Here is a 20,499-nt window from a genome sequence, read left to right as displayed (position 1 = left end):
AAACCAAGCCAGTAGTGACCGACAAATACGGCGGCCAGGCGGCCAGCCGAGTCAGCCCGCCGCCAGATTGGCGGCCGGAAAGATCGAGCACGTTTCGGTGCCGAAAGCCAGCGGCAGCGCCTTGTGTTTGTTGTCGATAATGCGCTGGAGCAATTCCAGGCCGGTATATTCAGCGATGTCGGCGTGCGAAATGGTGCCGAGGCGGAGCGGCGACACACGGCCGGGATAGAGTTCCGCTTCGCTCATGTAACGGTCTCTCCCCCGATCACCTTGTGCAGCGCATGGTGCTTGCGTAGGGCGGCGAGGAAGCCGGTGCGGGCGCCGGGCGCCTCGATACCGCGGGGCTCGTAGACATGGCGGGAAAAAAAGAAGCCGGTCAGCCGGAAGGCGTCCTCGATCGCCGCCGGATCGGCGCGCAGCCCGGAGCCGCGCTGCAGGAATGCGGGGAGCACCAGCATCTTGTCGCGCCATGGCGCGCCTGCGGCGCGCGACACGGCGCGCCCGGACTTCGGCGAGACATAGGCAAGGTCCTGCCTGGCGCCGGTCGCGGCACACTGGCTGAGATCGAGGCCAAAGCCGAGTTCGTCGAGAATCAGCAATTCGAAGCGCGCCACCAGCTCGCCGGCGGCGTCCGCATCGTCGAGATGGGCGATCATCACGGCCAGCGTCTCGTAGAGGCCGTCATGCGCGTCGCGCTCGGGCAGCAGGCGCAGATGCGCCGCCATGGTCTGCAGCCCATAGATGGCGACGGCGCTGTCCATGAGCCGGGCGGCGTTCATCTCGATCGCCTCGGCCTGGAAGGTGCCCAGATGCTCGTCGAGTCGCGCCCGCCACAACAGGTCGACGCGGTTGCCGGGCTGCAGAACCGGCTGCTGCTTGCGCGAGCGGCCGCCGCGCACAAGGCCGAGGTGGCGGCCGTGCGCACGCGTCATGACCTCAAGAATGGCGCTGGTTTCGCCATGCTTGCGGGTGCCGAGAATAATTCCCTCGTCGCGCCATTCCATGAACGCAGCTTGTCACCGCTTCGGTGGCGAAATCAAGTTTTTCAGGCGCTGTGTCGGTGCCCTCCGCGGCGGTCCGCGCGGAGGTGATCGGCAAGCACTTCATCGATCACGCGTCGCGACTTTTCAACCTCGATTGGATTGATGTCTATATGGCCGGCGACCGTAATCAGCGCTTTCCATAGCGTCCAGCCACGGCCTCGCGCCCAGGTTGCCTCACCGGCCTGAAGACCGGCGCGAAACACCTCTCGGCTTTTCCCTTCGAAGTGCGTCCACGCAATCGCCAAGTCGCACGAGGGATCGCCCACGCCTGAAGTTCCGAAGTCGATCACGGCGCTCAAAGCACCTTGCCTGACCAACAGGTTTCCCCAACTGACGTCGCCGTGGAACCAGACGGGCGCGCCGTGCCATGTCGCGGCAAGCGCTGCTTCCCACACCGCACTCGCGGCGGCCGTGTCGATCCTGCCGTCGAGGGCTGCAATTGCTTGCCGGGTCTCACCGTCGTAGACGCTCAGTGGTCCGCCGCGAAAAAAGTTGTGCTGCCCTGGCGCCGGTCCACCGGCGGGATCGACCCGTTGCAGGGCGATCAGGAATTGGGCCAGGCCGGCCGCGAATTGCGGCAGGCTGGCAATACGCTCCAGCGTCGCCGTCTCGCCTTCGATCCAGCGGTAGACGGACCAATGCCAGGGATAGTCGTCGGCCGGGGCTCCCATCGCCAGCGGGACAGGGACAGGCAGCGGCAGCAGAGGCGCAAGCCTTGGCAGCCAGCGATGTTCCTTTTCGACCTGCAAGGCATAGGCGGCCGCACTCGGCAGCCTCACCAGCATATGGTTTCCGAGATGAAAGGTCCTGTTGTCCCATCCGCCTGATGCAACCGGCCGGACAGCAAGATCCTTCCATCGGGGAAATTGCGTGGCGACCAACCGGCTCACGAGGGCTGTATCGATAGTGACTTCTTGTTCGAGCATGATCTTTCCGAATACCGGCTCCCACTTTTCGGGAACATGCTCTAATGCGGAAACTCCAGCCCCATCTCGCGATAGCGCTCGGGGTCGTCGCCCCAGTTCTCGCGCACCTTGACGAACAGGAAAAGATGCACCTTCTGTTCGAGGATACCGGATATCTCCATGCGTGCCGCCTGGCCGATGGCACGGATCGTCTCGCCCTTGTGGCCGAGCACGATCTTCTTCTGGCTGTCACGCTCGACATAGATGGTCTGGTCGATGCGCACCGAGCCGTCCTTCTTCTCTTCCCATTTCTCGGTCTCGATATGGGAGGAATAGGGCAGTTCCTGATGCAGCCTGAGATAGAGCTTTTCGCGGGTGATCTCGGCCGCCAGCTGACGCATCGGCAAGTCGGAGATCTGGTCTTCCGGGTAATACCAAGGGCCGGCAGGCAGGGTTTCCGAGAGATAGTCGAGCACGTCCTTGCAGCCCGACCCGGTTAGCGCCGAGACCATGAAGGTGCGCTTGAAGGGCACCCTTTCATTCGCTGCCGCGGACAGGGCCAGCAGCGCCTCGGGCTTGACCCGATCGACCTTGTTGAGGATCAGCACCATCGGCTGGCGGACATCCTTCAGCCGTTCGAGGATCGCGTCGGCGTCGCCCCTGATGCCGCGCTCGGCGTCGATCAGCAGCAGCACGATGTCGGCGTCCTTGGCGCCACCCCAGGCGGTCGTCACCATCGCCGTGTCCAACCGCCGCTTCGGCCTGAAAATGCCCGGCGTGTCGACGAAGACGATCTGTGCGTTGTTGTGGATGGCGATGCCGCGCACGATGGCGCGCGTCGTCTGCACCTTGTGGGTGACGATCGACACCTTGGCGCCGACCAATTGGTTGACCAGCGTCGATTTCCCCGCATTGGGCGCGCCGATCAGCGCGACGAAGCCGGAATGCCTGGTGGCGGCTTCTGTTGCCGGCGGGACGTCTTCGGTGGCGGTCATACCGCGCTCCCCTTGTTCAGCCAGACGCCTTCGCGCAACAGCAGCGCAGTCGCGGCGGTTTGCTCGGCCTCGCGCTTGGAGCGCCCGCTGCCGGTCGCCGGCGGATAGGCGCCGACCTTGACGGTGACGGTGAACAGCGGATCGTGGTCCGGTCCCTCGCGGCTGTCAATTATGTAGACCGGCACGGCGCCTGCCGCCTGATGCGCCCATTCCTGCAGTTCGGTCTTGGCATCGCGGCGGGCGGCGCCGATGGCCTGCGAGCGCGGCCGCCAGTATTTGTGGATGAAGGCGCGGGCCGCCTCCAGCCCGCCGTCGAGATAGAGCACGGCGATCAGCGATTCCAGCGCATCAGCCCGCAGATTGACGCGTTTACGCCCGTCCAGGCCGCGTACGTCCGAGCCGGCACGGATCAACTCCGGCAGGCCGATCTCCTCGGCGATGTCCGCCAGCACCTCGGCATTGACCAGCGCGTTGAGCCGGAGCGACAGCTCACCTTCGGCAGCGTCAGGATACGCCGCCAGCAGCATGTCGGCGACGACCAGGCCGAGGACGCGGTCGCCCAGGAATTCGAAACGCTCATAGTCGATGCCGGCATGGCTGCTGCGGGCGCTGGCATGGGTCAGCGCGCGCTGCAAGCGCTGTCGGTCGGCAAAGGCGTGGCCGGTGCGCTCCATGAGCGCTTCGGCGAGCGCGTCGACGGTCAGCCGTTTTGTCGCCACCATGACCTATCTGACGAAATGGAGCAGGCGCGACGCGCGCATCTGCGACGGCCATTTCCAGATTTCGAGCGGGCTGGCGCTGCCACCGATCGAGAAGAAGATGAGGTTGGCGCGACCGACCAGGTTCTCGTCGGGCACGAAACCGACGGTGAAGCGGCTGTCCGAGGAATTGTCTCTGTTGTCGCCCATCATGAAATAGTGGCCGGGCGGCACGTCGAATTCCTGGGTGTTGTCACCGATCGAGTTGGGTATCAGGTCGAGCGTGTCATAGCTGACGCCATTCGGCAATGTCTCGCGATAGACGTCGACCGGCCCGCTCTCCTCGGTGATGTCGCGATTGTCGATCTGCCCGACCTTCTGGCGCTGCACGCCGACGCCGTTGATGAAGAGCTGGCCATCCTTGACCTGGATCTTGTCGCCCGGCAGGCCGACGACGCGCTTGATGTAGTCGACGGAGGGGTCCGGCGGGAACTTGAACACCGCCACGTCGCCGCGCTTCGGCTCGGCGCCCCAGATGCGGCCCGAAAACAGGTCCGGCCCGAACGGCAGCGAATAGCGCGAGAAGCCATAGGACCATTTGGTGACGAAGAGATAGTCGCCTTCGAGCAAGGTCGGCCGCATCGACCCGGACGGTATAGAAAATGGCTGGAAAAGAAGCGTGCGGATGACCAAAGCGAGCAACAGCGCCTGGACGATGACGCTGACGGTTTCGCCAAGCCCGCCGGATTTCTTCTGGGATTTTTCAGCCACGCTCATGTCGTCCTCGATTATGCGTTGGTTGGTATAGAGTCTCGGCGCGCGCTGGGCAACGTCATGCCGGTGGTCAGATGCGATCAATATGGCGCTTATTCGACGGGCATCGCCTCGATTATCACAAAGGCTTGAGCAAGCGGAAAATCATCGGTGATGGTGAGGTGGATCGCGGCCCTGTGCCCTTCAGGCAGGATCTTGTCCAACTGCGCCGCCGCCCCGCCGGTCAACGCCATGGTCGGCTTGCCGCTGGCCAGATTGAGGACGCCCATGTCGCGCCAGAACACCCCTTGCGCCATACCGGTGCCCAGCGCCTTGGCGCAGGCCTCCTTGGCAGCAAAACGCTTGGCATAAGAGGCGGCGCGGGCGCCGCGGTTTTCGGAGCGGGCCTGTTCGACCTCGGTGTAGATACGCTGGATGAAGCGCTGGCCATGGCGCTGCAGCGATTTTTCGATGCGTCTGATATCGATCAGGTCGCTGCCGATGCCAATGATCATTGGGCGGGAACTTCCCGTCCGGCCGTTCCAGCTCTGTTCATCAGGCGCATGGAGCGCGAGAAACAGCGGCGTGGCCATACATGGAGACGCACCCGCTCGAGAAGACCATCAGGCTTGCGGCGTCGAAAAAGCACTCTGTTCCTGTCCTGATCCAATACGCCGGCCCGGCCACCCGGTTGCACGCCGGAAGGCAATCAAGGCTTCGATATAGCGACACCCAAGCCCCAAGACAACGAATCGCTGCCGCGATGGTCTGCCACAGGAGGTAACCAAATGCGACGGGTTCGCCTTGCTCCGAAGCAGCAAGTTGCATGGATGTCAGCTTGCGAGCGCCAAGCTTCAGCCGCAATCCTATAGTGCGCGGCCGGCGTTGCCGGTCTCGAAAACCCAGCCGTCGGGGTAATCCTCGGCAAAGCCAGCTTCGGGAATGAGCAGCGTAGCACGGTATGGCACTGTGGGAGCCTCGTAGATGTACTCGGTCTCACTCACACGATGGTAGGTTTGCGGCAGAACAACCAAACTCGACACGCCAGCCACCAGCCAGGCCACCGGAAAATCCGCCTTGTCGCCGACCTTCAGGTTCATTCTGCGAATTTGTTGCAGGTTCGTCGCCGGCGTAAAACTGTAGTCCAGGTCCACCATCGACTGAACCGCCGGCTGCCGCTGCCCATTGACAGTCCAGCCGGTCTCGTTGTGGATTATTGTGAGATCGACTGACTGGGAACCGATGAACCCGCGAACGCTGCCGGATTTGGTCGTCCAATCTTCGGCCAGTTGCACAGTGTAGTCCAAACGTGCCGGGCCCGCATCCGACAGGTATACAGCGGCTCCATTCAAGTGCCAGCCGAGGTCTGTCTGCTTTAGCTGCACGACATCGTGCCCTGGTTCGTCCGTCCTGCGCCAGATAGCGAGTAGAGACATCTTTCACCTCTCGATGCGTTGTTCATCACCACGATCAATTTTTCGGCCGAGGTCGGATACGAGTTGCTGAAGGCTGCTCCCCAATATGACCAGGCTCACTCCGAGCAAGGCGACATCCTTGATCAGAAAGGCACCTAACCCGTTGAGGAAGGGAAACCCTCCGGAGCCCGTTTCCCAGATCGGCAGGGTGAGCATTGTCGAGGATGTCAGCGCGAAGATGACTGAGCCGATGGCACCCCCCACGAGGCCGGCCCAAACGCTGCGGACAGATGCTATCAGCAGAAGCGCTGTGACCAGTTCGACCACGCCCAGGAAGTAGGAGGCTCCCGCAGATCCGAACGCGGGATAGAGCCATGCCAGCCAAGGCGTATTCTCGATGAATGGCCTAAGCGCCTCGATCTCGATTGCAGTAAATTTCAAAATGCCGATCAACAGCAGAGGGAGCACCACCCCCAGAAGGGTTACCGCGCGACCGACGGCAGCAAGGTGGTAGCCAGCTTGATTGATGCGCGCCACGAACGGAGCGTTGGCGGTTGCAGAGGTAAACATGGCCTTCTCCTTTCGATTTGTATGCTCCAAGCATATAATAATTCGACCTTGATGTATATGCGCCGAGCATATATTTTTTGGCGATGACCGATTCCAGGATTGAAAATGTGATTGGCGCTCTAGCGCTCGCCTTTGCGGACATTTTGCAGCGGGACGCTCAGGCCAAAGCACCGGAGCCCGGCCCAGCGGCTTCCGCGATCACCCTCATTGGCCACGTACCGGGCCTGTCGATCGAGAGGCTGCGCCGTGCATTGTCACTGTCCCATTCGGGCACCGTCAGACTAGTCGATCGACTGGTCGCGGAGGGATTGGCGGCTCGGTTCTCGGCGCCTGACGACTATCGCGCGGTAGCGCTAAGGCTCACTCCTCTGGGCGAGACGACCTGCAGTGCTATTCTTTCCGCTCGCCAGAAAGGGCTCGCGTCAGCGCTCGCTGTTCTAAGTCAGGAGGAGCTGCAGGAATTCGGTAATCTTGCCGCCAAGCTGTTGCGTGGGCTCGTCAGCACCGAGGACCATGCATACCGTATTTGCCGGCTCTGCAACTATACCGCTTGCCAAGACTGCCCTGTGGAAGCGGAACTGGCCTGAGCTGTGGCTTTGGCAAACTAAAGCGCGTCGCACCTGGACGATGGCTGCGGCAGGCGAGAACACGGTTGCCCGCAAGCCGACCTTGCCAATGCACTTCGTTCTCGCCGAAAATCCCGGTTACCTGTTGTACCAGCTGATCTCGACGAGATTGCCGTCCGGATCGCGGAAATAGACCGACATCATCGGGCCACGGGCTCCGATCCGCTCGACCGGCCCGACTTCGACCGCAACGCCGTTGGCAGCCAGGCTGGCGCATACCTCTGCGAGCGGGCGCGCGGCGACCAGGCAAAAATCCGCGGAGCCCGGCGTCGGCGCCTTGGCCTTCGGCTCGAAAGTGTGGCCTGCCTCATGCACATTGATCTTTTGCGTTCCAAACAGCAGCGCCGTCGGCCGGTCCGGCTCGTCGAGGCGATTGAAGCCGAGCACGCGCTGATAGAAGGCGCAGGTGTCCTCTACGGAGCTAACCGTCAGCACGAAATGATCGATACCGGCAATCAACGTAGCGCCTCAGTTAATGTTCGTGTCCCCAAACCGCTGCGCACCCTCGGTTCAAGCCCCGGTTCAAGTCCAAGGAGGGCATGCTTTTGGGCGACATGCCTTATATGTTGCGGCTGCCGGGCTTGACCGGCGGTATGGCGGCAAGCTCGGGCGGCAGCCTGTCGGCCGGGTAGGCCGGAACCTCATATTCGGCGAGCGCGATCAGCGGCACGCCGACATCGGTCTTGCCGGCCGAGCGGTCGATGATGCAGGCAGCGGCAACCACCTCGGCTCCAAGCGCGCGCAGGCAGTCGATGGTCTCGCGGATCGACAGGCCGGTGGTGACGATGTCCTCGACGATGACGACGCGCGACCCGCTGGCGATCTCGAAGCGGCGGAGCCTGAACTCGCCCGCTTCCCGCTCGACCCAGATCGCCGGTGCGCCAAGATGGCGCGAGGTCTCGTAAGCCGGGATCAGCCCGCCGATCGCCGGGCCGACGACGTAATCGATCCTGCCGGACACAGCAGCGCGGATTTTTTCGGCCAGCGCCTTGCACAGGCGCTCGGTCTTGTCGGCATGCATGAAGACCCGCGCCTTCTGCAGGAAGACCGGGCTACGCAAACCCGAAGTCAGGATGAAATGCCCCTCGAGAACGGCACCGGCCTCACGGAAAACGCCCAGCACTTCGTCGGTGTTCATTGTTCGCTCCGTTCATGGTGAATGGTGAATGGTGAATAGTGAATGGTCAGTAGTCGGCAGTGAGAGCGCCCTTCTTTCACTATTCACTATTCACTATTCACTATTCACTATTCACTACTCTCGCCATTCACCCATTCACCCGCCGTGCGTCGCTGACGCTCGAATTGTCCTTGAGCTGCGACAGTAGCCGGTTCAGGTGCTTCAGGTCCCAGACTTCGAGATCGATCAGCATTTCGGTGAAATCAGGCGCGGTGCGCACCATCGACAATGTATGGATGTTGGCATCGTTGGATGCAACGACCTGCGCAATGTCGGCCAGTGAGCCCGGCGCGTTGATGGCGGTGACCGAGACGCGCGCCGGAAACCGCTCCTTGGTGCGCTCGTCTATGTCCCAGCGCACGTCGATCCAGCGTTCTGGCTGGTCGTCGAAGGCCTGCAGCGCCGGCGACTGGATCGGATAGATGGTGATGCCGGTCCCCGGCTGCACGATGCCGACGATGCGGTCGCCGGGCACAGCACCTTCCGGCGCGAAGCGCACCGGCAGGTCGCCGCGCACGCCGCGGATCGGTACGGCGCCGTCCCTTGGCTGGTCCTTGTCCTTGCGTGCGGCGCGGCCCGGAATCTGGAACAGCATGCCGGCGGCGTTGCGGATCTTCGACCAGCCCTCCTCGCGCTGCTTGGGCGCCGCCAGCGTGATGCGCTCGTCCTTGTAGTCGGGAAACACCGCCTTGATGACATCGGTAGAGGCAAGTTCGCCGCGGCCGACAGAGGCCAGCACATCCTCGATGTCCTTGCGTGCCAGCCGATGCAGCACCGATTTCAAGCTTTCCTTGGTAAAAATCTTGCCTGACCGCTCGAAAGCACGTTCCAGTATGCGGATGCCGAGACCCGAATACTGCTTGCGGATGGCATTCTTGGTGGCGCGGCGGATCGCCGAGCGCGCCTTGCCGGTGACGACCACCGATTCCCATGCCGCCGGCGGCACCTGCGCCTTGGAGCGGATGATTTCGACCTCGTCGCCATTCTTCAGCTCGGTCATCAGCGGCATGATGCGGCCGTTGACCTTGGCGCCGACGCAGGTATCACCGACATCGGTGTGCACGGCGTAGGCGAAATCGATCGGCGTCGCGCCGCGCGGCAGCGCGATCAGCATGCCCTTGGGCGTGAAGCAGAAAACCTGGTCCTGGAACAGTTCCAGCTTGGTGTTTTCGAGGAAGTCCTCGGGATTGTCGCCTTCGGCAAGCTGCTCGATGGTACGCCGCAGCCAGGCATAGGCGTTGGTCTCCTTCGAGATCGCGTGGGCGGTGCCGTTCACCTTGCCGCCGCTGTCCTTGTAGATCGAATGCGCGGCAACGCCATATTCGGCGATCTTGTTCATCTGATAGGTGCGGATCTGCAGCTCGACGCGCTGCCGCGACGGTCCGACGATGGTGGTGTGGATCGAACGGTAGTCGTTCTGCTTCGGCGTCGAGATGTAGTCCTTGAAGCGGCCGGGCACCATCGACCACGTGGTGTGGATGGCGCCGAGCGCGCGGTAGCAGTCCTCGACGGTATCGACGACGACGCGAAAGCCGAAAATGTCGGACAGCTGTTCGAAGGACAGCGCCTTGGCCTCCATCTTGCGGAACACCGACCACGGCTTCTTCTGACGGCTCTTGACCTCGGCCTTGATCGCATATTTGTCGAACAGCGTGGACAGCGCCTTCTCGATCTCGGACAGCACATCCTTGTTGCGCTCGAAGATTTCGGCGAGCCGCGCGGTGACGGCGCGGTAGGCTTCCGGATTGATGAAGCGAAAGGCGATCTCCTCGAGCTCCTCGCGCATGCCTTGCATGCCCATGCGCCCGGCCAGCGGCGCATAGATATCCATCGTTTCCTCGGCGATGCGCAGGCGCTTGGCTTCGGGCACATGGTCGAGGGTGCGCATGTTGTGCAAGCGGTCGGCAAGCTTGACCAGCAGCACGCGAACGTCTTCCGATATCGCCAGCAACAGCTTGCGCAGGTTTTCCGCCTGCTCGGCCTTTTTGGAGACGAGGTCGAGTTTCTTCAGCTTGGTCAGGCCTTCGACCAGCTTGCCCATTTCCGGACCGAACAGCTCGTCGATCTCGGCCCTGGTCGCCGTGGTGTCCTCGATCGTGTCGTGCAGCAAGGCAACCGCGATGGTCGCCTCATCCATGTGCATTTCGGTGAGGATGGCGGCGACTTCGAGCGGATGCGAGAAATAGGGATCGCCGGAGGCGCGCTTCTGGTGACCATGCTTCTGCATGGCGTAGACATAGGCCTTGTTGAGCAGCGCCTCGTTGACGTCAGGCTTGTAGCGCTGGACGCGCTCGACAAGCTCATACTGACGCATCATGGGCGGGATCTCGCAGTGCTGAAATGAATCATGCGCCGCACTGGCGTACGGCGCATGTCATAGATAACCACGAAACCGCCGGCGCGAAAGTGTCGGCGGCCGGTGGGAAGATCAATAATCGTCGCTTTTTTCCGGCGGCACCAGACCTTCGATGCCGGCCAGGAGGTCTTCCTCGGTCATGCGGTCGAAGGTGATGTTGTCCTCGGTGTCGTCGGCGTCGGTTGCCGCAGCGGCGGTACCGGTCTGGTCGGCGATCGCCTCGCCTTCGGCTTCCGGCTCGTCGACCTCGACATGCTTCTGCAGCGAGTGGATCAGGTCTTCCTTGAGGTCATCGGGCGACAATGTCTCCTCGGCGATCTCGCGCAGCGCGATGACCGGATTCTTGTCGTTGTCACGAGGAACGGTGATCTGCGCGCCCTGGCTGATCTGACGGGCGCGGTGGCCGGCCAGAAGCACGAGCTCGAAGCGGTTGTTGACCTTGTCGATGCAATCTTCAACGGTTACGCGGGCCATGAGCTGCCCCTTTCATGCCTGGATTTGATGGAAAACAGGCGCGGTCCATAACCCGAACGCCGCCAAAATACAAGCTTCTTGGCAGTGCCGGACAAAGCCGGGCCTGGGGGCCTCGGCCCCGGGTCTGGCCAAGGCCAGTCTGGGCGCGCGCCGCCTGCGACATGCGGCACCGATCACAATTGCTTGCTATGCAGCATCATACCCTTGGATTGCCGTAAAACCGGCGTTATCTCGAATGACGAAGGTCAGCCGGTTATTTCAAGCCGACCGATAGTCACGCGCATTTAGACGACCGCTTATTTTCGAAAAGGAATATTTCCATGTTCGACCCTCGTGAAAAAATCGCTCTTTTCATCGACGGTGCCAATCTTTACGCCACCTCGCGTGCGCTCGGCTTTGACATCGACTACCGCAGGCTTTTGTCGAACTTCCAGAAGCGCGGCTACCTGCTGCGTGCCTACTACTACACCGCGCTGGTCGAGGATCAGGAATATTCCTCGATCCGGCCGCTGATCGATTGGCTCGACTATAATGGCTTCAAGGTGGTGACCAAGCCGGCCAAGGAGTTCACCGACTCGACCGGCCGCCGCAAGATCAAGGGCAATATGGACATCGAGCTGACCGTCGATGCACTGGAACTCGCCGATGTCGTCGACCACTATGTCATCTTTTCCGGCGACGGCGATTTCCGCACGCTGGTCGAGGCGCTGCAGCGGCGCGGGCGCAAGGTCTCGATCGTCTCGACCATGGCTTCGCAGCCGCCGATGATTTCCGACGATCTGCGCCGCCAGGCCGATCATTTCATCGACCTGATTACCTTGAAGAGCGATGTCGGCCGCGATCCGTCCGAGCGGCCGGTGCGCCGGCCCGAACCGGCCGAAGTCGACGAGGACGAGTATTGACGGCGGCGGTCTTGACCGCTCCCCTGGTCGCGTCCTCCGAGCCCGACCGCGATTGCCCGCTCTGCCCGCGGCTGCACGATTTTATCGCGCAATGGCGGCAGCGCGAGCCGTCATGGTTCAATGCACCAGTGCCGACCTTTCTGCCACCCGAGGGCGAGGATGCGGTGCGGCTGCTGATCGTCGGACTGGCGCCGGGCCTGCGCGGCGCAAACCGCACCGGACGCCCCTTCACCGGCGATTTTGCCGGCGACCTGCTCTACAACACGCTGATCGCACACGGCTTTGCCCGTGGCCAATTCAAGGCGCGGCCCGATGACGGGCTGGAGCTTGTCGGCACGGCGATCACCAATGCAGTTCGCTGCGTGCCGCCGGACAACAAGCCGGCCGGCGCCGAGATCGCCACCTGCCGGACGTTCCTGGTGCCGACGATCGCGCGGTTCAAGAACCTGCGCGCCGTGCTGGCGCTGGGCTCGATCGCGCACCAGTCGACCGTGCGGGCGCTCGGCCAGCGTGTCGCCGCTTATCCGTTCAAGCATGGCGGGCAGCAGCAAATCAATGGCGTGACGCTGTTTTCCAGCTATCATTGCTCGCGCTACAACACCAACACCGGCGTGCTGACGGAAGCAATGTTCGTCAACGTCTTCAGGGAGATAGCGGCGTTTCTGGAGTGATAGATTCGGGCGGCGACGCAAACAGCTCGGCCAATTTCTCCGGCCCGCCCTGAAGCACATTCAGATCGACATCGCCGGTGATGCCGTCGACGCGACCGCTGTCGTGGTACTGCCAATAGATCCAGTCGTCATGACCTGGCTGCAGCGCCAGCGAACGAACCCAGCGCCGGCGACCGACGATCTGGCCGGCATAGGCCCGTGCCGCGTCGTCGGTCACATAGAGGATCGCCGTCTTGGCGAAAGCTGCCTCGACAGGGCCGAGGAAAGCCGAGAGTTCAACGCTCAGTTCTTCGGGCGATGGCCGCCGCGGGCAATTGCCGACGAATTCGATATCCACCACCGGCGGCAGCAGCGTTTGATCGCGCGGCACGACGGAGATGAAATTCTTCGCCTGATCGGCGCCAGGCCTGCAGAAGGTGAAGAAATGATAGGCGCCGACCGCCAGACCAGCCGCACGCGCCTCGCTCAGATTGGCGGCGAAGGCATCGTCGACATGGTCGCCGCCTTCAGTTGCCTTGATGATGGCGAAGGCGACATCATCGGCGGCAACACGCCGCCAGTCGATCTGTCGTTGATGATGCGAAACGTCGATGCCCCTGACCGGAAATTTGCCGCGGTCCGGAGAAAACGGTCGGGAGTAGAAATAGCCGGCGGCCGTGACAAGGCACGCCAGGATCAGGCTGGCCGCACCCCAAAGGACAATCCGGTACCTCATCCGGTTCTTCAAAAGAGGCCTATCCCTGTTGAACCGCCCTGCCCTCCGCTATGGCTCCGGGCGTTCGTCGCTCGAAAAGCCAAATCGTTGGCTTTTCGTCCGCTTCGCGGACCGCTCCTCACCCACGCTCCTTCAGCAGCCGGCCCTTTTCGCGCGACCAGTCGCGCTGCTTTTCGGTTTCGCGCTTGTCGTGCAGTTTCTTGCCGCGGCCGACGGCGAGCAAAAGCTTCGCCCTGCCTTTTTCATTGAAATAGATTTTTAGCGGCACCAGCGTCATGCCTTCGCGATCGACGCTCTGCGACAGCTTGGCCATCTCGCGCTTGTTGAGCAGGAGTTTGCGGCGCCGGCGCGGCTCGTGGTTGAAGCGGTTGGCCTGCAGATATTCCGGCAGATAGGAGTTGATCAGCCAGATCTCGCCGCCCTCGACCGAGGCGTAGCTGTCCTGGATGTTGGCCTGGCCCTGGCGCAGCGACTTCACCTCGGTGCCGGTCAGCACCAAGCCGGCCTCGATCGTGTCGAGCACCTCGTAGGAAAACCGCGCCTTGCGGTTTTCCGCAACGGTCTTGTTGTTGGGATCGGCTTTTCTGACCTGGTTCATAACGTCTAGAGTCCGTTTCGAAACTCGCTCCTGCGAGTCAGATGATGGTGGCACTAGAGCGCCGCGCGTTTTTCAAACGCGCAAAGGACGCTCTAGAAGCCTGAGCTTGCGCATGGTCCTTTCCGAAAGCGAACGCTTTCGGGGCCATGCGAGAACCGGAGCGGAGCGTACATATAGTACGTGAGCACCGGAAGCGCAGGTGACGCCTTCAGTTGGCCGCAGGAGTAGAGTTTCCAAACGGGCTCGCTAGTTAATCAAGCCGGCGTGCTTCATGGCCGCATCGATCTTTTCGGCGGTCGACTGCTCGATGGTGACCAGCGGCGAACGCAGCACGTTCTCGACCTTGCCGAGCTTCGACAGCGCATATTTCGCGCCGGACACGCCGGGTTCCAGGAAAATCGCCTTGTGCAGCGGCAGCAGGCGGTCCTGCAAGTCCAGCGCCTTGGCGCTGTCGCCGGAAAGCGTCGCCTCCTGGAATTCGGCGCACAGCCGCGGCGCGACATTCGCCGTCACCGAGATGCAGCCGACGCCGCCATGGGCGTTGAAACCGAGTGCCGAGGCGTCCTCGCCGGAAAGCTGGATGAAATCCTTGCCACACGTGGCACGCTGCTCGGAAACCCGCTCGACCTTGCCGGTGGCGTCCTTGACGCCGACGATGTTCTTGAAGTCATGCACCAACTGGCCGATCGTCTCGGGCATCATGTCGATCACCGAGCGCGGCGGAATGTTGTAGATGATGATCGGCAGGCTGGTCGCCTTGGCGACGGCAGCGAAATGCGCATAGAGGCCGCGCTGCGTCGGCCGGTTGTAGTAGGGCGTGACGACGAGTGCCGCGTCGGCGCCGGCCTTCTCGGCATATTGCACCAGGCCAACCGCCTCCTCGGTGTTGTTGGAGCCGGCGCCGGCGACGACCGGAACGCGGCCCTTTGCCATCTCGACGCACACTTTGACGACGTGGCGGTGCTCGTCATGCGACAGCGTCGGCGACTCGCCGGTGGTGCCGACCGGAACCACGCCGGTCGTGCCTTCAGCGATCTGCCAGGCGATGAAGGCGCGAAACGCTTTCTCGTCGAAACGGCCGCTCTTTTCGAACGGTGTCACGAGCGCGGTAAGCGAGCCTCTCAGCATGTCGTCCAACTCCTTGGGACTGGCGCACGAGCCCGAAAATCGGAGCCGATTCACGGAAAGATCATGCGCCAAAATTTAAAGTGCGACAGCGTCCTTTGCGCGTCCGAGACGACGCGCGGCGCTGCAGGTGTTTTGTCGTGCGCGCCTTCTAGCCGAAAGCGAAGCGGCGCACCATAGTCTCGACATTGTTGCGCGGCAAGCATGACAAGAATGCCAGCAAGCGCAATTTGAACGACTTCGATAGCCCCGTTTACAGGCTCTTCACCACAGCCAACTAGGCTTCAGTTGATCTGTGCCTGTTGGTGATTGTGCAAGACAGGAAATGATGAAGACGATGCCGACCCGGCAGCCTCATTTTTTCGCGCTGCTTGGCGCAATTCTCCTGTTGACGCCGACCCTTGTGGCCGCCGGCAAGGTCGATGCACAGGTCACGTCGACCATTCCGAAGCCAAACCTGCTGGATACCGGCCTGCAGGGTCCGGAATCCCCTCCCGCCAGCGTCGCCAGGTTGAAGAGCGGCCTCGATGCGCTGGCGGCAAACGACATTGCCGGTGCGCGCCAGGTGCGCGACGCCCTGCCGGTCAATTCGCTCGACCAGCACATCCTTGCCTGGGCGATCGCGCTCTATGGCGGCGACAAGGTGCCAAGCGGCGACATCGCCGATGCTGCGAAAATGCTGCCGAACTGGCCGGGCATGATCGCCTTGCGCAAGAACAGCGAGCGCGCGCTCTACCGCGAGAACCCCGCGCCTGAGATCGTGGTGCAGGCTTTCGGCGGCAGCCAGCCGCAAACAGCCGAGGGCGTGGTGATTCTCGCCCGCTCCTATGTCTCGCAGGGCAACGTCCAGGCGGCGCGCTCGGTGCTGTCGCCTTTCTGGCGCACCGAAAAACTGCAAGCCAGGGACGAGGCGGCGATCATCCAGGAATTCGGCACGCTGATCCCCGCAGCCGACCACCGTTTCCGCATGGAGCGCATGTTTTATGCCGACCGGGTCAGTTCGGCGCTGCGCGTCGCCGGCCTTGCGCGCGCCCGGCAACTGGCCGACGCCTGGGCCGCGGCGGACAAGGGCGACAAGAATGCGGGCGACAAGAACGCGGCCAGACTGCTGAAGGCGGTGCCCGCCGCGCAGCGTTCGGCCGGCTATCTCTTCGCCCAAGCCCAATATCTGCGCAAGCAGCAGAAGTTTTCCGACGCCGCCGCAATGGTGATGAAGGCGCCGAGCGACCGCAACGCTCTGATCGACCCGGATGTCTGGTGGGCCGAGCGCCGGGTGCTGTCGCGCGAACTGGTCGACCAGGGCGACATGAAGACCGCCTACAGGATAGTCGCCGCACACGCCGGCGAAACTGCTACCAACGCGGCGGATGCGGAGTTTCATGCCGGCTGGTACGCGCTGCGCGGCCTCAACGATCCCGCCACCGCTGCCAAGCATTTTGAGCGGATCGCCGGTCTCGCCCAGGGGCCGATATCGCTGTCGCGCGCCTACTATTGGCTCGGCCGTGCCGCCGAAGCCGGCGGCCCCGGCAGCGCCAGGGATTATTTTAGCCGTGCCGCCGCCTACGGCACGACGTTCTACGGCCAGCTCGCCGGTGAGCGCGTCGGCCGGCAGGTCCTCAACATCGCCCATCCGCAGCCGAGCGCCAGCGATCACCGGAATTTTTCCAGCCGCGAGGCGGTCAGCGCCATCAGGCGACTGCAGCAGGCGGGCTATCAGCGCTACGCCGACACGCTTTACCGCGACCTCGCCGGACAGTTGAGCAGTCCCGGAGAGCTGGCGCTGCTGGCCGCGATGGCGGAAAAGCAGGGCAATCACTTCCTGGCACTGAAAGTCGGCAAGATCGCCGGCGCGCGCGGCATCGATGTCGGGGCGCTTTCGCATCCGCTCGGCGTCATTCCCGAGACGGCCAACATTTCCGGCTCCGGCAAGGCGCTGGCCTATGCGATCGCCCGCCAGGAAAGCGAGTTCAACATCGGCGCCGTCTCCAGCGCCGGCGCACGTGGCCTGCTGCAGCTGATGCCGGCGACCGCCAGGCAATTGGCTGACAAGGCCGGAATGACCTTCTCGCAAGCGCGGCTGACCACCGACGCCGGCTACAACGCGACCTTGGGCGCCGCCTTCCTCGGCGAGCAGCTCGGCCGCTTCAACGGCTCCTATGTGCTGACCTTCGCCGGCTACAATGCCGGCCCCGGCCGCGCCGCCCAGTGGGTGGCCAGATACGGCGACCCGCGCGGCAAGGACATCGACGCCGTCGTCGACTGGATCGAGCGGATTCCCTATACCGAAACAAGAAGTTACGTCCAGCGCGTGATGGAGAATTACGAAGTCTACAAGATGCGTATTTCCGGCAAGTACGACATTGTCGGGGATTTGGTGAACGGGCGGAGTTGATCCGTTCGGGCGAAGGCTGGCTTGGCGAAGCACCCCCCTCTGCCCTGCCGGGCATCTCCCCTCAGAGGGGGGCGCTGTCCCGCCGACATCTCGAAAATGACGCTTCGATTTGACCACCCCCGCCCTCGCCTGTAGCAGTCGAGACGATCCGACAACGGCGAGGAATCGAGTCCCAAAATGTCGAGCGGTTTTTCCGACTTCTTCTACGCCTCGCCGGACGGGCTTGAACTCCACGCCCGCATCTATGGCGAAGCGAATTCCGGCCACTGGCCGGTCGTCTGCCTGCCCGGCCTGACCCGCAATAGCCGCGATTTTCATGAACTGGCGCTGCACCTGTCGCGGCGGGCGCAAACGCCGCGAAAAATCGTCGCTTTCGACTATCGCGGGCGCGGGCAATCCGCCTGCGACCCCGATATCGGCCACTACAATATCGGCGTCGAAGCCGGTGACATCCTCGCCGGGTTGGCGGCGCTGGGCATCGACGAGGCAGGTTTCATCGGCACGTCACGCGGCGGGCTGATCATCCATGTGCTTGGCGTGATGCGGCCGGCAGTCCTGCGGGCTATCGTGCTCAACGATATCGGCCCGGTGCTCGAGGCCGGCGGTCTCGCCCATATCCGCTCCTATCTCGAGCGCGCGCCGAAGCCGAAAACCCACGCCGAGGCCGTCGGCGCCCAGCGCGGCGCGCATGGCAGCGACTTTCCTGCCCTGACCGAGGCGGATTGGGAGCGGATGGTAGCGGCGCTCTACCGAGAGACGGTTGAAGGATTATTGCCGGATTTCGACCCGAAGCTGGTCGAGACGCTGGCGGGACTCGACCTGACCCAGAAGCTGCCAGACATGTGGCCGCAGTTCGAGGCGCTGGAGGCAATACCCTTGCTCGCCATACGCGGCGCCAATTCGAAGCTGCTGTCCGCCGAGACCTTCGAACAAATGCGAAACCGTCATCCTTGTGTCGAGACGATCACGGTCGAAGGCCAGGGCCATGCGCCTTTCCTCGAGACCGGCGGCCTGCCCGGCGCCATCGCCGCTTTTCTGGACAGGACCGAGCAACGCTTCGCCGGGAGCCGGTTTTTTCAACGATAATGGGTCAGGCTTGTTGATTGTGCCGGCGCTTTTCTTTATCCACCAGCGCAACGGAGAGGTGGCCGAGTGGTCGAAGGCGCTCCCCTGCTAAGGGAGTAGAGGTCAAAAGCTTCTCGTGGGTTCGAATCCCATCCTCTCCGCCATCCCGCTTCGCGCTTCGCGCTCGCCGCTTTTCGCCATGCGGCGATTCTGCGGCAATGCCTTGGCCGGCGACTCACAGACATCGCCGCAATTGCGGCAGCCAATTGCCGGAATCGGCCGGATTGCAAGGGCTCGCCCAAGGGTCTGCGACGGCTCGATGGTTAACGGGAGCTTTCCGAGTGAGGCCAAATCGTGTCATTTGTGCAACAAGGCAGGGTGATAGCGCCTGCACAGACCTGCCGCCGATGCGATGGTTGTTGAACGCCGCCGCCTCATGGGTAATGTCGGGTTCGAAGGAGCGGCGCGGTGCGCATCTTTTTCGGTAGTGGGGATGGGGCAGGGAACGCTGTCCTTCAGCAAAGAATACCCAGACCCGTTTTTTAACTTTTGACTGGAGGTCAGAAAATGAACATCAAGAGCCTTCTTCTTGGCTCCGCTGCGGCTCTGGTCGCAGTTTCCGGTGCGCGCGCCGCCGACGCCGTCGTCGTCGCCGAGCCGGAACCCGCTGAATACGTCCGCATCTGCGACGTCTACGGCGCTGGCTACTTCTACATCCCCGGCACCGAGACCTGCCTGCGCATCGGCGGCTACATCCGCTACGACATCGGCGTCGGCGACGTCGGCTCGTTCGACGGTGCTGAGAACTTCGACGTCGAGGATGGCGACATCCAGGACACCTACTACAAGCAGGCCCGCTTCACGCTGAGGACCTGGACCGGCCAGGAAACCGAACTCGGCACCTTGAAGACCTTCACCGAGACCCGCTTCAACTTCGGCAACAACAACCGACACGTCAGCATCGACACCGTCGATCCGGACGGTGCCGGTCCGCTGCTGCCGGTCACGACCATTGTCGATAACCCTGCCGGAAACAAAGGCATTTCGCTGAACTTCGCCTGGATCCAGCTCGGTGGCCTGCGCGTCGGTAAAGACGAATCGGCCTTCGATACGTTCATCGGTTATGCCGGCAACGTCATCCAGGATACGCTGGTTCCCTACGGCGGTTTCGACACCAACGTCGTCCAGTATTATTTCGACTTCGGCAACGGCTTCTCGGCCGTCGCCTCGCTCGAACAGGGTTATGGCGACTTCACGATCGACAGCTATGTTCCGCATGTCGTCGGCGGCTTGAAGTGGACGCAGGGCTGGGGCGCCATCACCGGCGTCATTGCTTACGACGCCAACTACGAAGAGGTGGCCGGCAAGGTTCGCCTCGACCTCACCCCGATGGAGAACCTGTCGCTGTTCATCATGGCCGGCTACGGCACCGACGACAACTACACGGACGGGACCTTTGCACTCCCCGCCACCGGCGGCCGCGGCATGTACAAGCTGTGGAGCGGCAATTGGGCGGTCTGGGGCGGTGGCACCTACACCATCAACGAGAAGACCTCGTTCAACACCCAGATCTCCTATGACGAAGGCGAAAACCTCGGCATCGCTGCCAACATCGCTTACGACATCGTTCCGGGCCTGACGATCACGGCCGAAGTCGACTACCTGCACGCCGGCGAGTTCGGCGAGGCCGGCTTCGACAACTGGACCGACGCGGACGACGAAGACAGCCTCGGCGGCATGCTCCGCTTCCAGCGCTCGTTCTAATCAGCATCGTCTGACTGAAATCGAACCCGGCGGGCAACCGCCGGGTTTTTTCGTGTCGGCGTGCCTGTCAAGGGCGGAATGTTTTCAGCCGAATAATGCAGCTGCACAGAATGAAAGCAGCGGCGATCCTTCGCGCCCCCCTCTGTCCTGCCGGACAGGGCTCTTCCTTCTCCCCTTGTGAGGGCTTTGCACGGGGGCCGAAGTTTGGCGCAGATGGCGCATGGGGCGTTTTTTGAAACGCAATCAGGCCACATT

The 20,499-nt window shown here is 62.6% G+C and carries 22 protein-coding genes and 1 tRNA gene; 7 read left to right on the top strand and 16 right to left on the bottom strand.

Annotated features, from left to right (window positions below):
• Nucleotides 1-51: 51 nt before the first annotated feature.
• From AC0L3H_RS26950 to AC0L3H_RS26910, 9 genes are all read right to left on the bottom strand, one after another.
• Nucleotides 52-246 carry a hypothetical protein gene (locus tag AC0L3H_RS26950; protein ID WP_473587476.1) on the bottom strand — a complete coding sequence of 65 codons (195 nt, stop codon included), beginning with the start codon at nt 244-246 and terminating at the stop codon, nt 52-54.
• A complete protein-coding gene (gene recO / locus AC0L3H_RS26945) occupies nt 243-1,004 on the bottom strand; it encodes a DNA repair protein RecO (protein WP_027152721.1) in 762 nt (253 codons plus the stop codon). The genes AC0L3H_RS26950 and recO overlap by 4 nt, the downstream gene beginning before the upstream one ends.
• A gap of 41 nt (nt 1,005-1,045) precedes the next feature.
• Nucleotides 1,046-1,969, bottom strand: a complete 924-nt coding sequence (locus AC0L3H_RS26940) for an aminoglycoside phosphotransferase family protein (protein WP_473587475.1) — start codon at nt 1,967-1,969, stop codon at nt 1,046-1,048.
• Nucleotides 1,970-2,010: 41 nt separating this feature from the next.
• A complete protein-coding gene (gene era / locus AC0L3H_RS26935; RefSeq protein ID WP_473587474.1) occupies nt 2,011-2,943 on the bottom strand; it encodes a GTPase Era in 933 nt (310 codons plus the stop codon).
• On the bottom strand, nt 2,940-3,665 hold the full coding sequence (gene rnc, locus AC0L3H_RS26930) for a ribonuclease III (protein ID WP_473587473.1): 726 nt from the start codon (nt 3,663-3,665) through the stop codon (nt 2,940-2,942). The genes era and rnc overlap by 4 nt, the downstream gene beginning before the upstream one ends.
• 3 nt (nt 3,666-3,668) lie before the next feature.
• Nucleotides 3,669-4,418 (bottom strand): signal peptidase I, encoded by a 750-nt coding sequence (gene lepB / locus AC0L3H_RS26925; protein WP_473509948.1) that lies wholly within the window; start codon nt 4,416-4,418, stop codon nt 3,669-3,671.
• A gap of 89 nt (nt 4,419-4,507) precedes the next feature.
• A complete protein-coding gene (acpS, locus tag AC0L3H_RS26920) occupies nt 4,508-4,909 on the bottom strand; it encodes a holo-ACP synthase (RefSeq protein WP_473587472.1) in 402 nt (133 codons plus the stop codon).
• A 351-nt stretch (nt 4,910-5,260) separates the two neighbouring features.
• Nucleotides 5,261-5,830 carry a putative glycolipid-binding domain-containing protein gene (locus AC0L3H_RS26915; protein ID WP_473587471.1) on the bottom strand — a complete coding sequence of 190 codons (570 nt, stop codon included), beginning with the start codon at nt 5,828-5,830 and terminating at the stop codon, nt 5,261-5,263.
• 3 nt (nt 5,831-5,833) lie between these two features.
• Nucleotides 5,834-6,379, bottom strand: a complete 546-nt coding sequence (locus AC0L3H_RS26910) for a DUF417 family protein (RefSeq protein WP_473587470.1) — start codon at nt 6,377-6,379, stop codon at nt 5,834-5,836.
• A gap of 83 nt (nt 6,380-6,462) precedes the next feature.
• On the opposite strand from AC0L3H_RS26910, the gene AC0L3H_RS26905 reads away from it, so the two are divergent.
• The gene (locus AC0L3H_RS26905) at nt 6,463-6,966 is read left to right on the top strand and encodes a MarR family winged helix-turn-helix transcriptional regulator (protein ID WP_473587502.1); all 504 of its coding nucleotides are present in this window, start codon (nt 6,463-6,465) and stop codon (nt 6,964-6,966) included.
• 117 nt (nt 6,967-7,083) lie between these two features.
• On the opposite strand, the gene AC0L3H_RS26900 is transcribed toward AC0L3H_RS26905, so the two are convergent.
• The 4 genes from AC0L3H_RS26900 to rpoZ form a co-directional block, all read right to left on the bottom strand.
• On the bottom strand, nt 7,084-7,464 hold the full coding sequence (locus tag AC0L3H_RS26900) for a VOC family protein (RefSeq protein WP_027152729.1): 381 nt from the start codon (nt 7,462-7,464) through the stop codon (nt 7,084-7,086).
• 100 nt (nt 7,465-7,564) lie between these two features.
• Nucleotides 7,565-8,143, bottom strand: coding sequence for an orotate phosphoribosyltransferase (gene pyrE, locus AC0L3H_RS26895; RefSeq protein WP_473492262.1), 579 nt, complete (start codon nt 8,141-8,143; stop codon nt 7,565-7,567).
• 127 nt (nt 8,144-8,270) lie between these two features.
• On the bottom strand, nt 8,271-10,499 hold the full coding sequence (locus AC0L3H_RS26890) for a RelA/SpoT family protein (protein ID WP_023800771.1): 2,229 nt from the start codon (nt 10,497-10,499) through the stop codon (nt 8,271-8,273).
• 111 nt (nt 10,500-10,610) lie between these two features.
• Entirely contained in the window at nt 10,611-11,012 is a 402-nt protein-coding gene (gene rpoZ / locus AC0L3H_RS26885; protein WP_473587469.1) for a DNA-directed RNA polymerase subunit omega, read from the bottom strand.
• A gap of 320 nt (nt 11,013-11,332) precedes the next feature.
• Here rpoZ and AC0L3H_RS26880 point away from each other — a divergent pair, with 320 nt between their 5' ends.
• Together AC0L3H_RS26880 and AC0L3H_RS26875 are read left to right on the top strand one after the other, a co-directional pair.
• The gene (locus tag AC0L3H_RS26880) at nt 11,333-11,914 is read left to right on the top strand and encodes a LabA-like NYN domain-containing protein (protein ID WP_023800773.1); all 582 of its coding nucleotides are present in this window, start codon (nt 11,333-11,335) and stop codon (nt 11,912-11,914) included.
• Nucleotides 11,911-12,585 (top strand): uracil-DNA glycosylase, encoded by a 675-nt coding sequence (locus tag AC0L3H_RS26875; RefSeq protein ID WP_473587468.1) that lies wholly within the window; start codon nt 11,911-11,913, stop codon nt 12,583-12,585. The genes AC0L3H_RS26880 and AC0L3H_RS26875 overlap by 4 nt, the downstream gene beginning before the upstream one ends.
• On the opposite strand, the gene AC0L3H_RS26870 is transcribed toward AC0L3H_RS26875, so the two are convergent.
• From AC0L3H_RS26870 to dapA, 3 genes are all read right to left on the bottom strand, one after another.
• Nucleotides 12,557-13,300: a glycoside hydrolase family 25 protein gene (locus AC0L3H_RS26870; protein WP_473587467.1), complete on the bottom strand. Its 744-nt coding sequence runs from the start codon at nt 13,298-13,300 to the stop codon at nt 12,557-12,559. The two genes, AC0L3H_RS26875 and AC0L3H_RS26870, sit on opposite strands and share 29 nt — an antisense overlap.
• Nucleotides 13,301-13,418: 118 nt before the next feature.
• Entirely contained in the window at nt 13,419-13,898 is a 480-nt protein-coding gene (gene smpB / locus AC0L3H_RS26865; protein WP_128172698.1) for an SsrA-binding protein SmpB, read from the bottom strand.
• Between the two features lie 246 nt (nt 13,899-14,144).
• On the bottom strand, nt 14,145-15,026 hold the full coding sequence (gene dapA / locus AC0L3H_RS26860) for a 4-hydroxy-tetrahydrodipicolinate synthase (protein WP_473587466.1): 882 nt from the start codon (nt 15,024-15,026) through the stop codon (nt 14,145-14,147).
• 334 nt (nt 15,027-15,360) lie between these two features.
• Between dapA and AC0L3H_RS26855 the strand changes: the two genes are divergently transcribed.
• The 4 genes from AC0L3H_RS26855 to AC0L3H_RS26840 all read left to right on the top strand — a co-directional run bounded on the left by AC0L3H_RS26855 (nt 15,361) and on the right by AC0L3H_RS26840 (nt 20,244).
• A complete protein-coding gene (locus tag AC0L3H_RS26855) occupies nt 15,361-17,415 on the top strand; it encodes a lytic transglycosylase domain-containing protein (RefSeq protein ID WP_473587501.1) in 2,055 nt (684 codons plus the stop codon).
• A 177-nt stretch (nt 17,416-17,592) separates the two neighbouring features.
• The gene (locus AC0L3H_RS26850; RefSeq protein WP_473587465.1) at nt 17,593-18,501 is read left to right on the top strand and encodes an alpha/beta fold hydrolase; all 909 of its coding nucleotides are present in this window, start codon (nt 17,593-17,595) and stop codon (nt 18,499-18,501) included.
• A gap of 52 nt (nt 18,502-18,553) precedes the next feature.
• A tRNA-Ser gene (locus AC0L3H_RS26845) sits at nt 18,554-18,644 on the top strand.
• Between the two features lie 403 nt (nt 18,645-19,047).
• Nucleotides 19,048-20,244 (top strand): porin, encoded by a 1,197-nt coding sequence (locus AC0L3H_RS26840; RefSeq protein WP_473492256.1) that lies wholly within the window; start codon nt 19,048-19,050, stop codon nt 20,242-20,244.
• The last annotated feature ends 255 nt before the right edge of the window (nt 20,245-20,499 follow it).

This window comes from Mesorhizobium sp. WSM4816, assembly GCF_055811535.1.
The sequence above is the reverse complement of the archived record's forward strand: the minus strand, read 5'-3'. Positions and strand labels throughout refer to the sequence as shown.

What these genes read in the sequence shown, in the direction of transcription:
- AC0L3H_RS26940 (WP_473587475.1), bottom strand. Translation starts at nt 1,969, where the DNA reads ATGCTCGAACAAGAAGTCACTATCGATACAGCCCTCGTGAGCCGGTTG.
- AC0L3H_RS26850 (WP_473587465.1), top strand. Translation starts at nt 17,593, where the DNA reads ATGTCGAGCGGTTTTTCCGACTTCTTCTACGCCTCGCCGGACGGGCTT.
- lepB (WP_473509948.1), bottom strand. Translation starts at nt 4,418, where the DNA reads ATGAGCGTGGCTGAAAAATCCCAGAAGAAATCCGGCGGGCTTGGCGAA.
- era (WP_473587474.1), bottom strand. Translation starts at nt 2,943, where the DNA reads ATGACCGCCACCGAAGACGTCCCGCCGGCAACAGAAGCCGCCACCAGG.
- pyrE (WP_473492262.1), bottom strand. Translation starts at nt 8,143, where the DNA reads ATGAACACCGACGAAGTGCTGGGCGTTTTCCGTGAGGCCGGTGCCGTT.
- AC0L3H_RS26950 (WP_473587476.1), bottom strand. Translation starts at nt 246, where the DNA reads ATGAGCGAAGCGGAACTCTATCCCGGCCGTGTGTCGCCGCTCCGCCTC.
- rpoZ (WP_473587469.1), bottom strand. Translation starts at nt 11,012, where the DNA reads ATGGCCCGCGTAACCGTTGAAGATTGCATCGACAAGGTCAACAACCGC.
- AC0L3H_RS26905 (WP_473587502.1), top strand. Translation starts at nt 6,463, where the DNA reads ATGACCGATTCCAGGATTGAAAATGTGATTGGCGCTCTAGCGCTCGCC.
- acpS (WP_473587472.1), bottom strand. Translation starts at nt 4,909, where the DNA reads ATGATCATTGGCATCGGCAGCGACCTGATCGATATCAGACGCATCGAA.
- smpB (WP_128172698.1), bottom strand. Translation starts at nt 13,898, where the DNA reads ATGAACCAGGTCAGAAAAGCCGATCCCAACAACAAGACCGTTGCGGAA.
- AC0L3H_RS26890 (WP_023800771.1), bottom strand. Translation starts at nt 10,499, where the DNA reads ATGATGCGTCAGTATGAGCTTGTCGAGCGCGTCCAGCGCTACAAGCCT.
- AC0L3H_RS26870 (WP_473587467.1), bottom strand. Translation starts at nt 13,300, where the DNA reads ATGAGGTACCGGATTGTCCTTTGGGGTGCGGCCAGCCTGATCCTGGCG.
- rnc (WP_473587473.1), bottom strand. Translation starts at nt 3,665, where the DNA reads ATGGTGGCGACAAAACGGCTGACCGTCGACGCGCTCGCCGAAGCGCTC.
- dapA (WP_473587466.1), bottom strand. Translation starts at nt 15,026, where the DNA reads ATGCTGAGAGGCTCGCTTACCGCGCTCGTGACACCGTTCGAAAAGAGC.
- recO (WP_027152721.1), bottom strand. Translation starts at nt 1,004, where the DNA reads ATGGAATGGCGCGACGAGGGAATTATTCTCGGCACCCGCAAGCATGGC.
- AC0L3H_RS26855 (WP_473587501.1), top strand. Translation starts at nt 15,361, where the DNA reads ATGCCGACCCGGCAGCCTCATTTTTTCGCGCTGCTTGGCGCAATTCTC.
- AC0L3H_RS26880 (WP_023800773.1), top strand. Translation starts at nt 11,333, where the DNA reads ATGTTCGACCCTCGTGAAAAAATCGCTCTTTTCATCGACGGTGCCAAT.
- AC0L3H_RS26910 (WP_473587470.1), bottom strand. Translation starts at nt 6,379, where the DNA reads ATGTTTACCTCTGCAACCGCCAACGCTCCGTTCGTGGCGCGCATCAAT.
- AC0L3H_RS26915 (WP_473587471.1), bottom strand. Translation starts at nt 5,830, where the DNA reads ATGTCTCTACTCGCTATCTGGCGCAGGACGGACGAACCAGGGCACGAT.
- AC0L3H_RS26840 (WP_473492256.1), top strand. Translation starts at nt 19,048, where the DNA reads ATGAACATCAAGAGCCTTCTTCTTGGCTCCGCTGCGGCTCTGGTCGCA.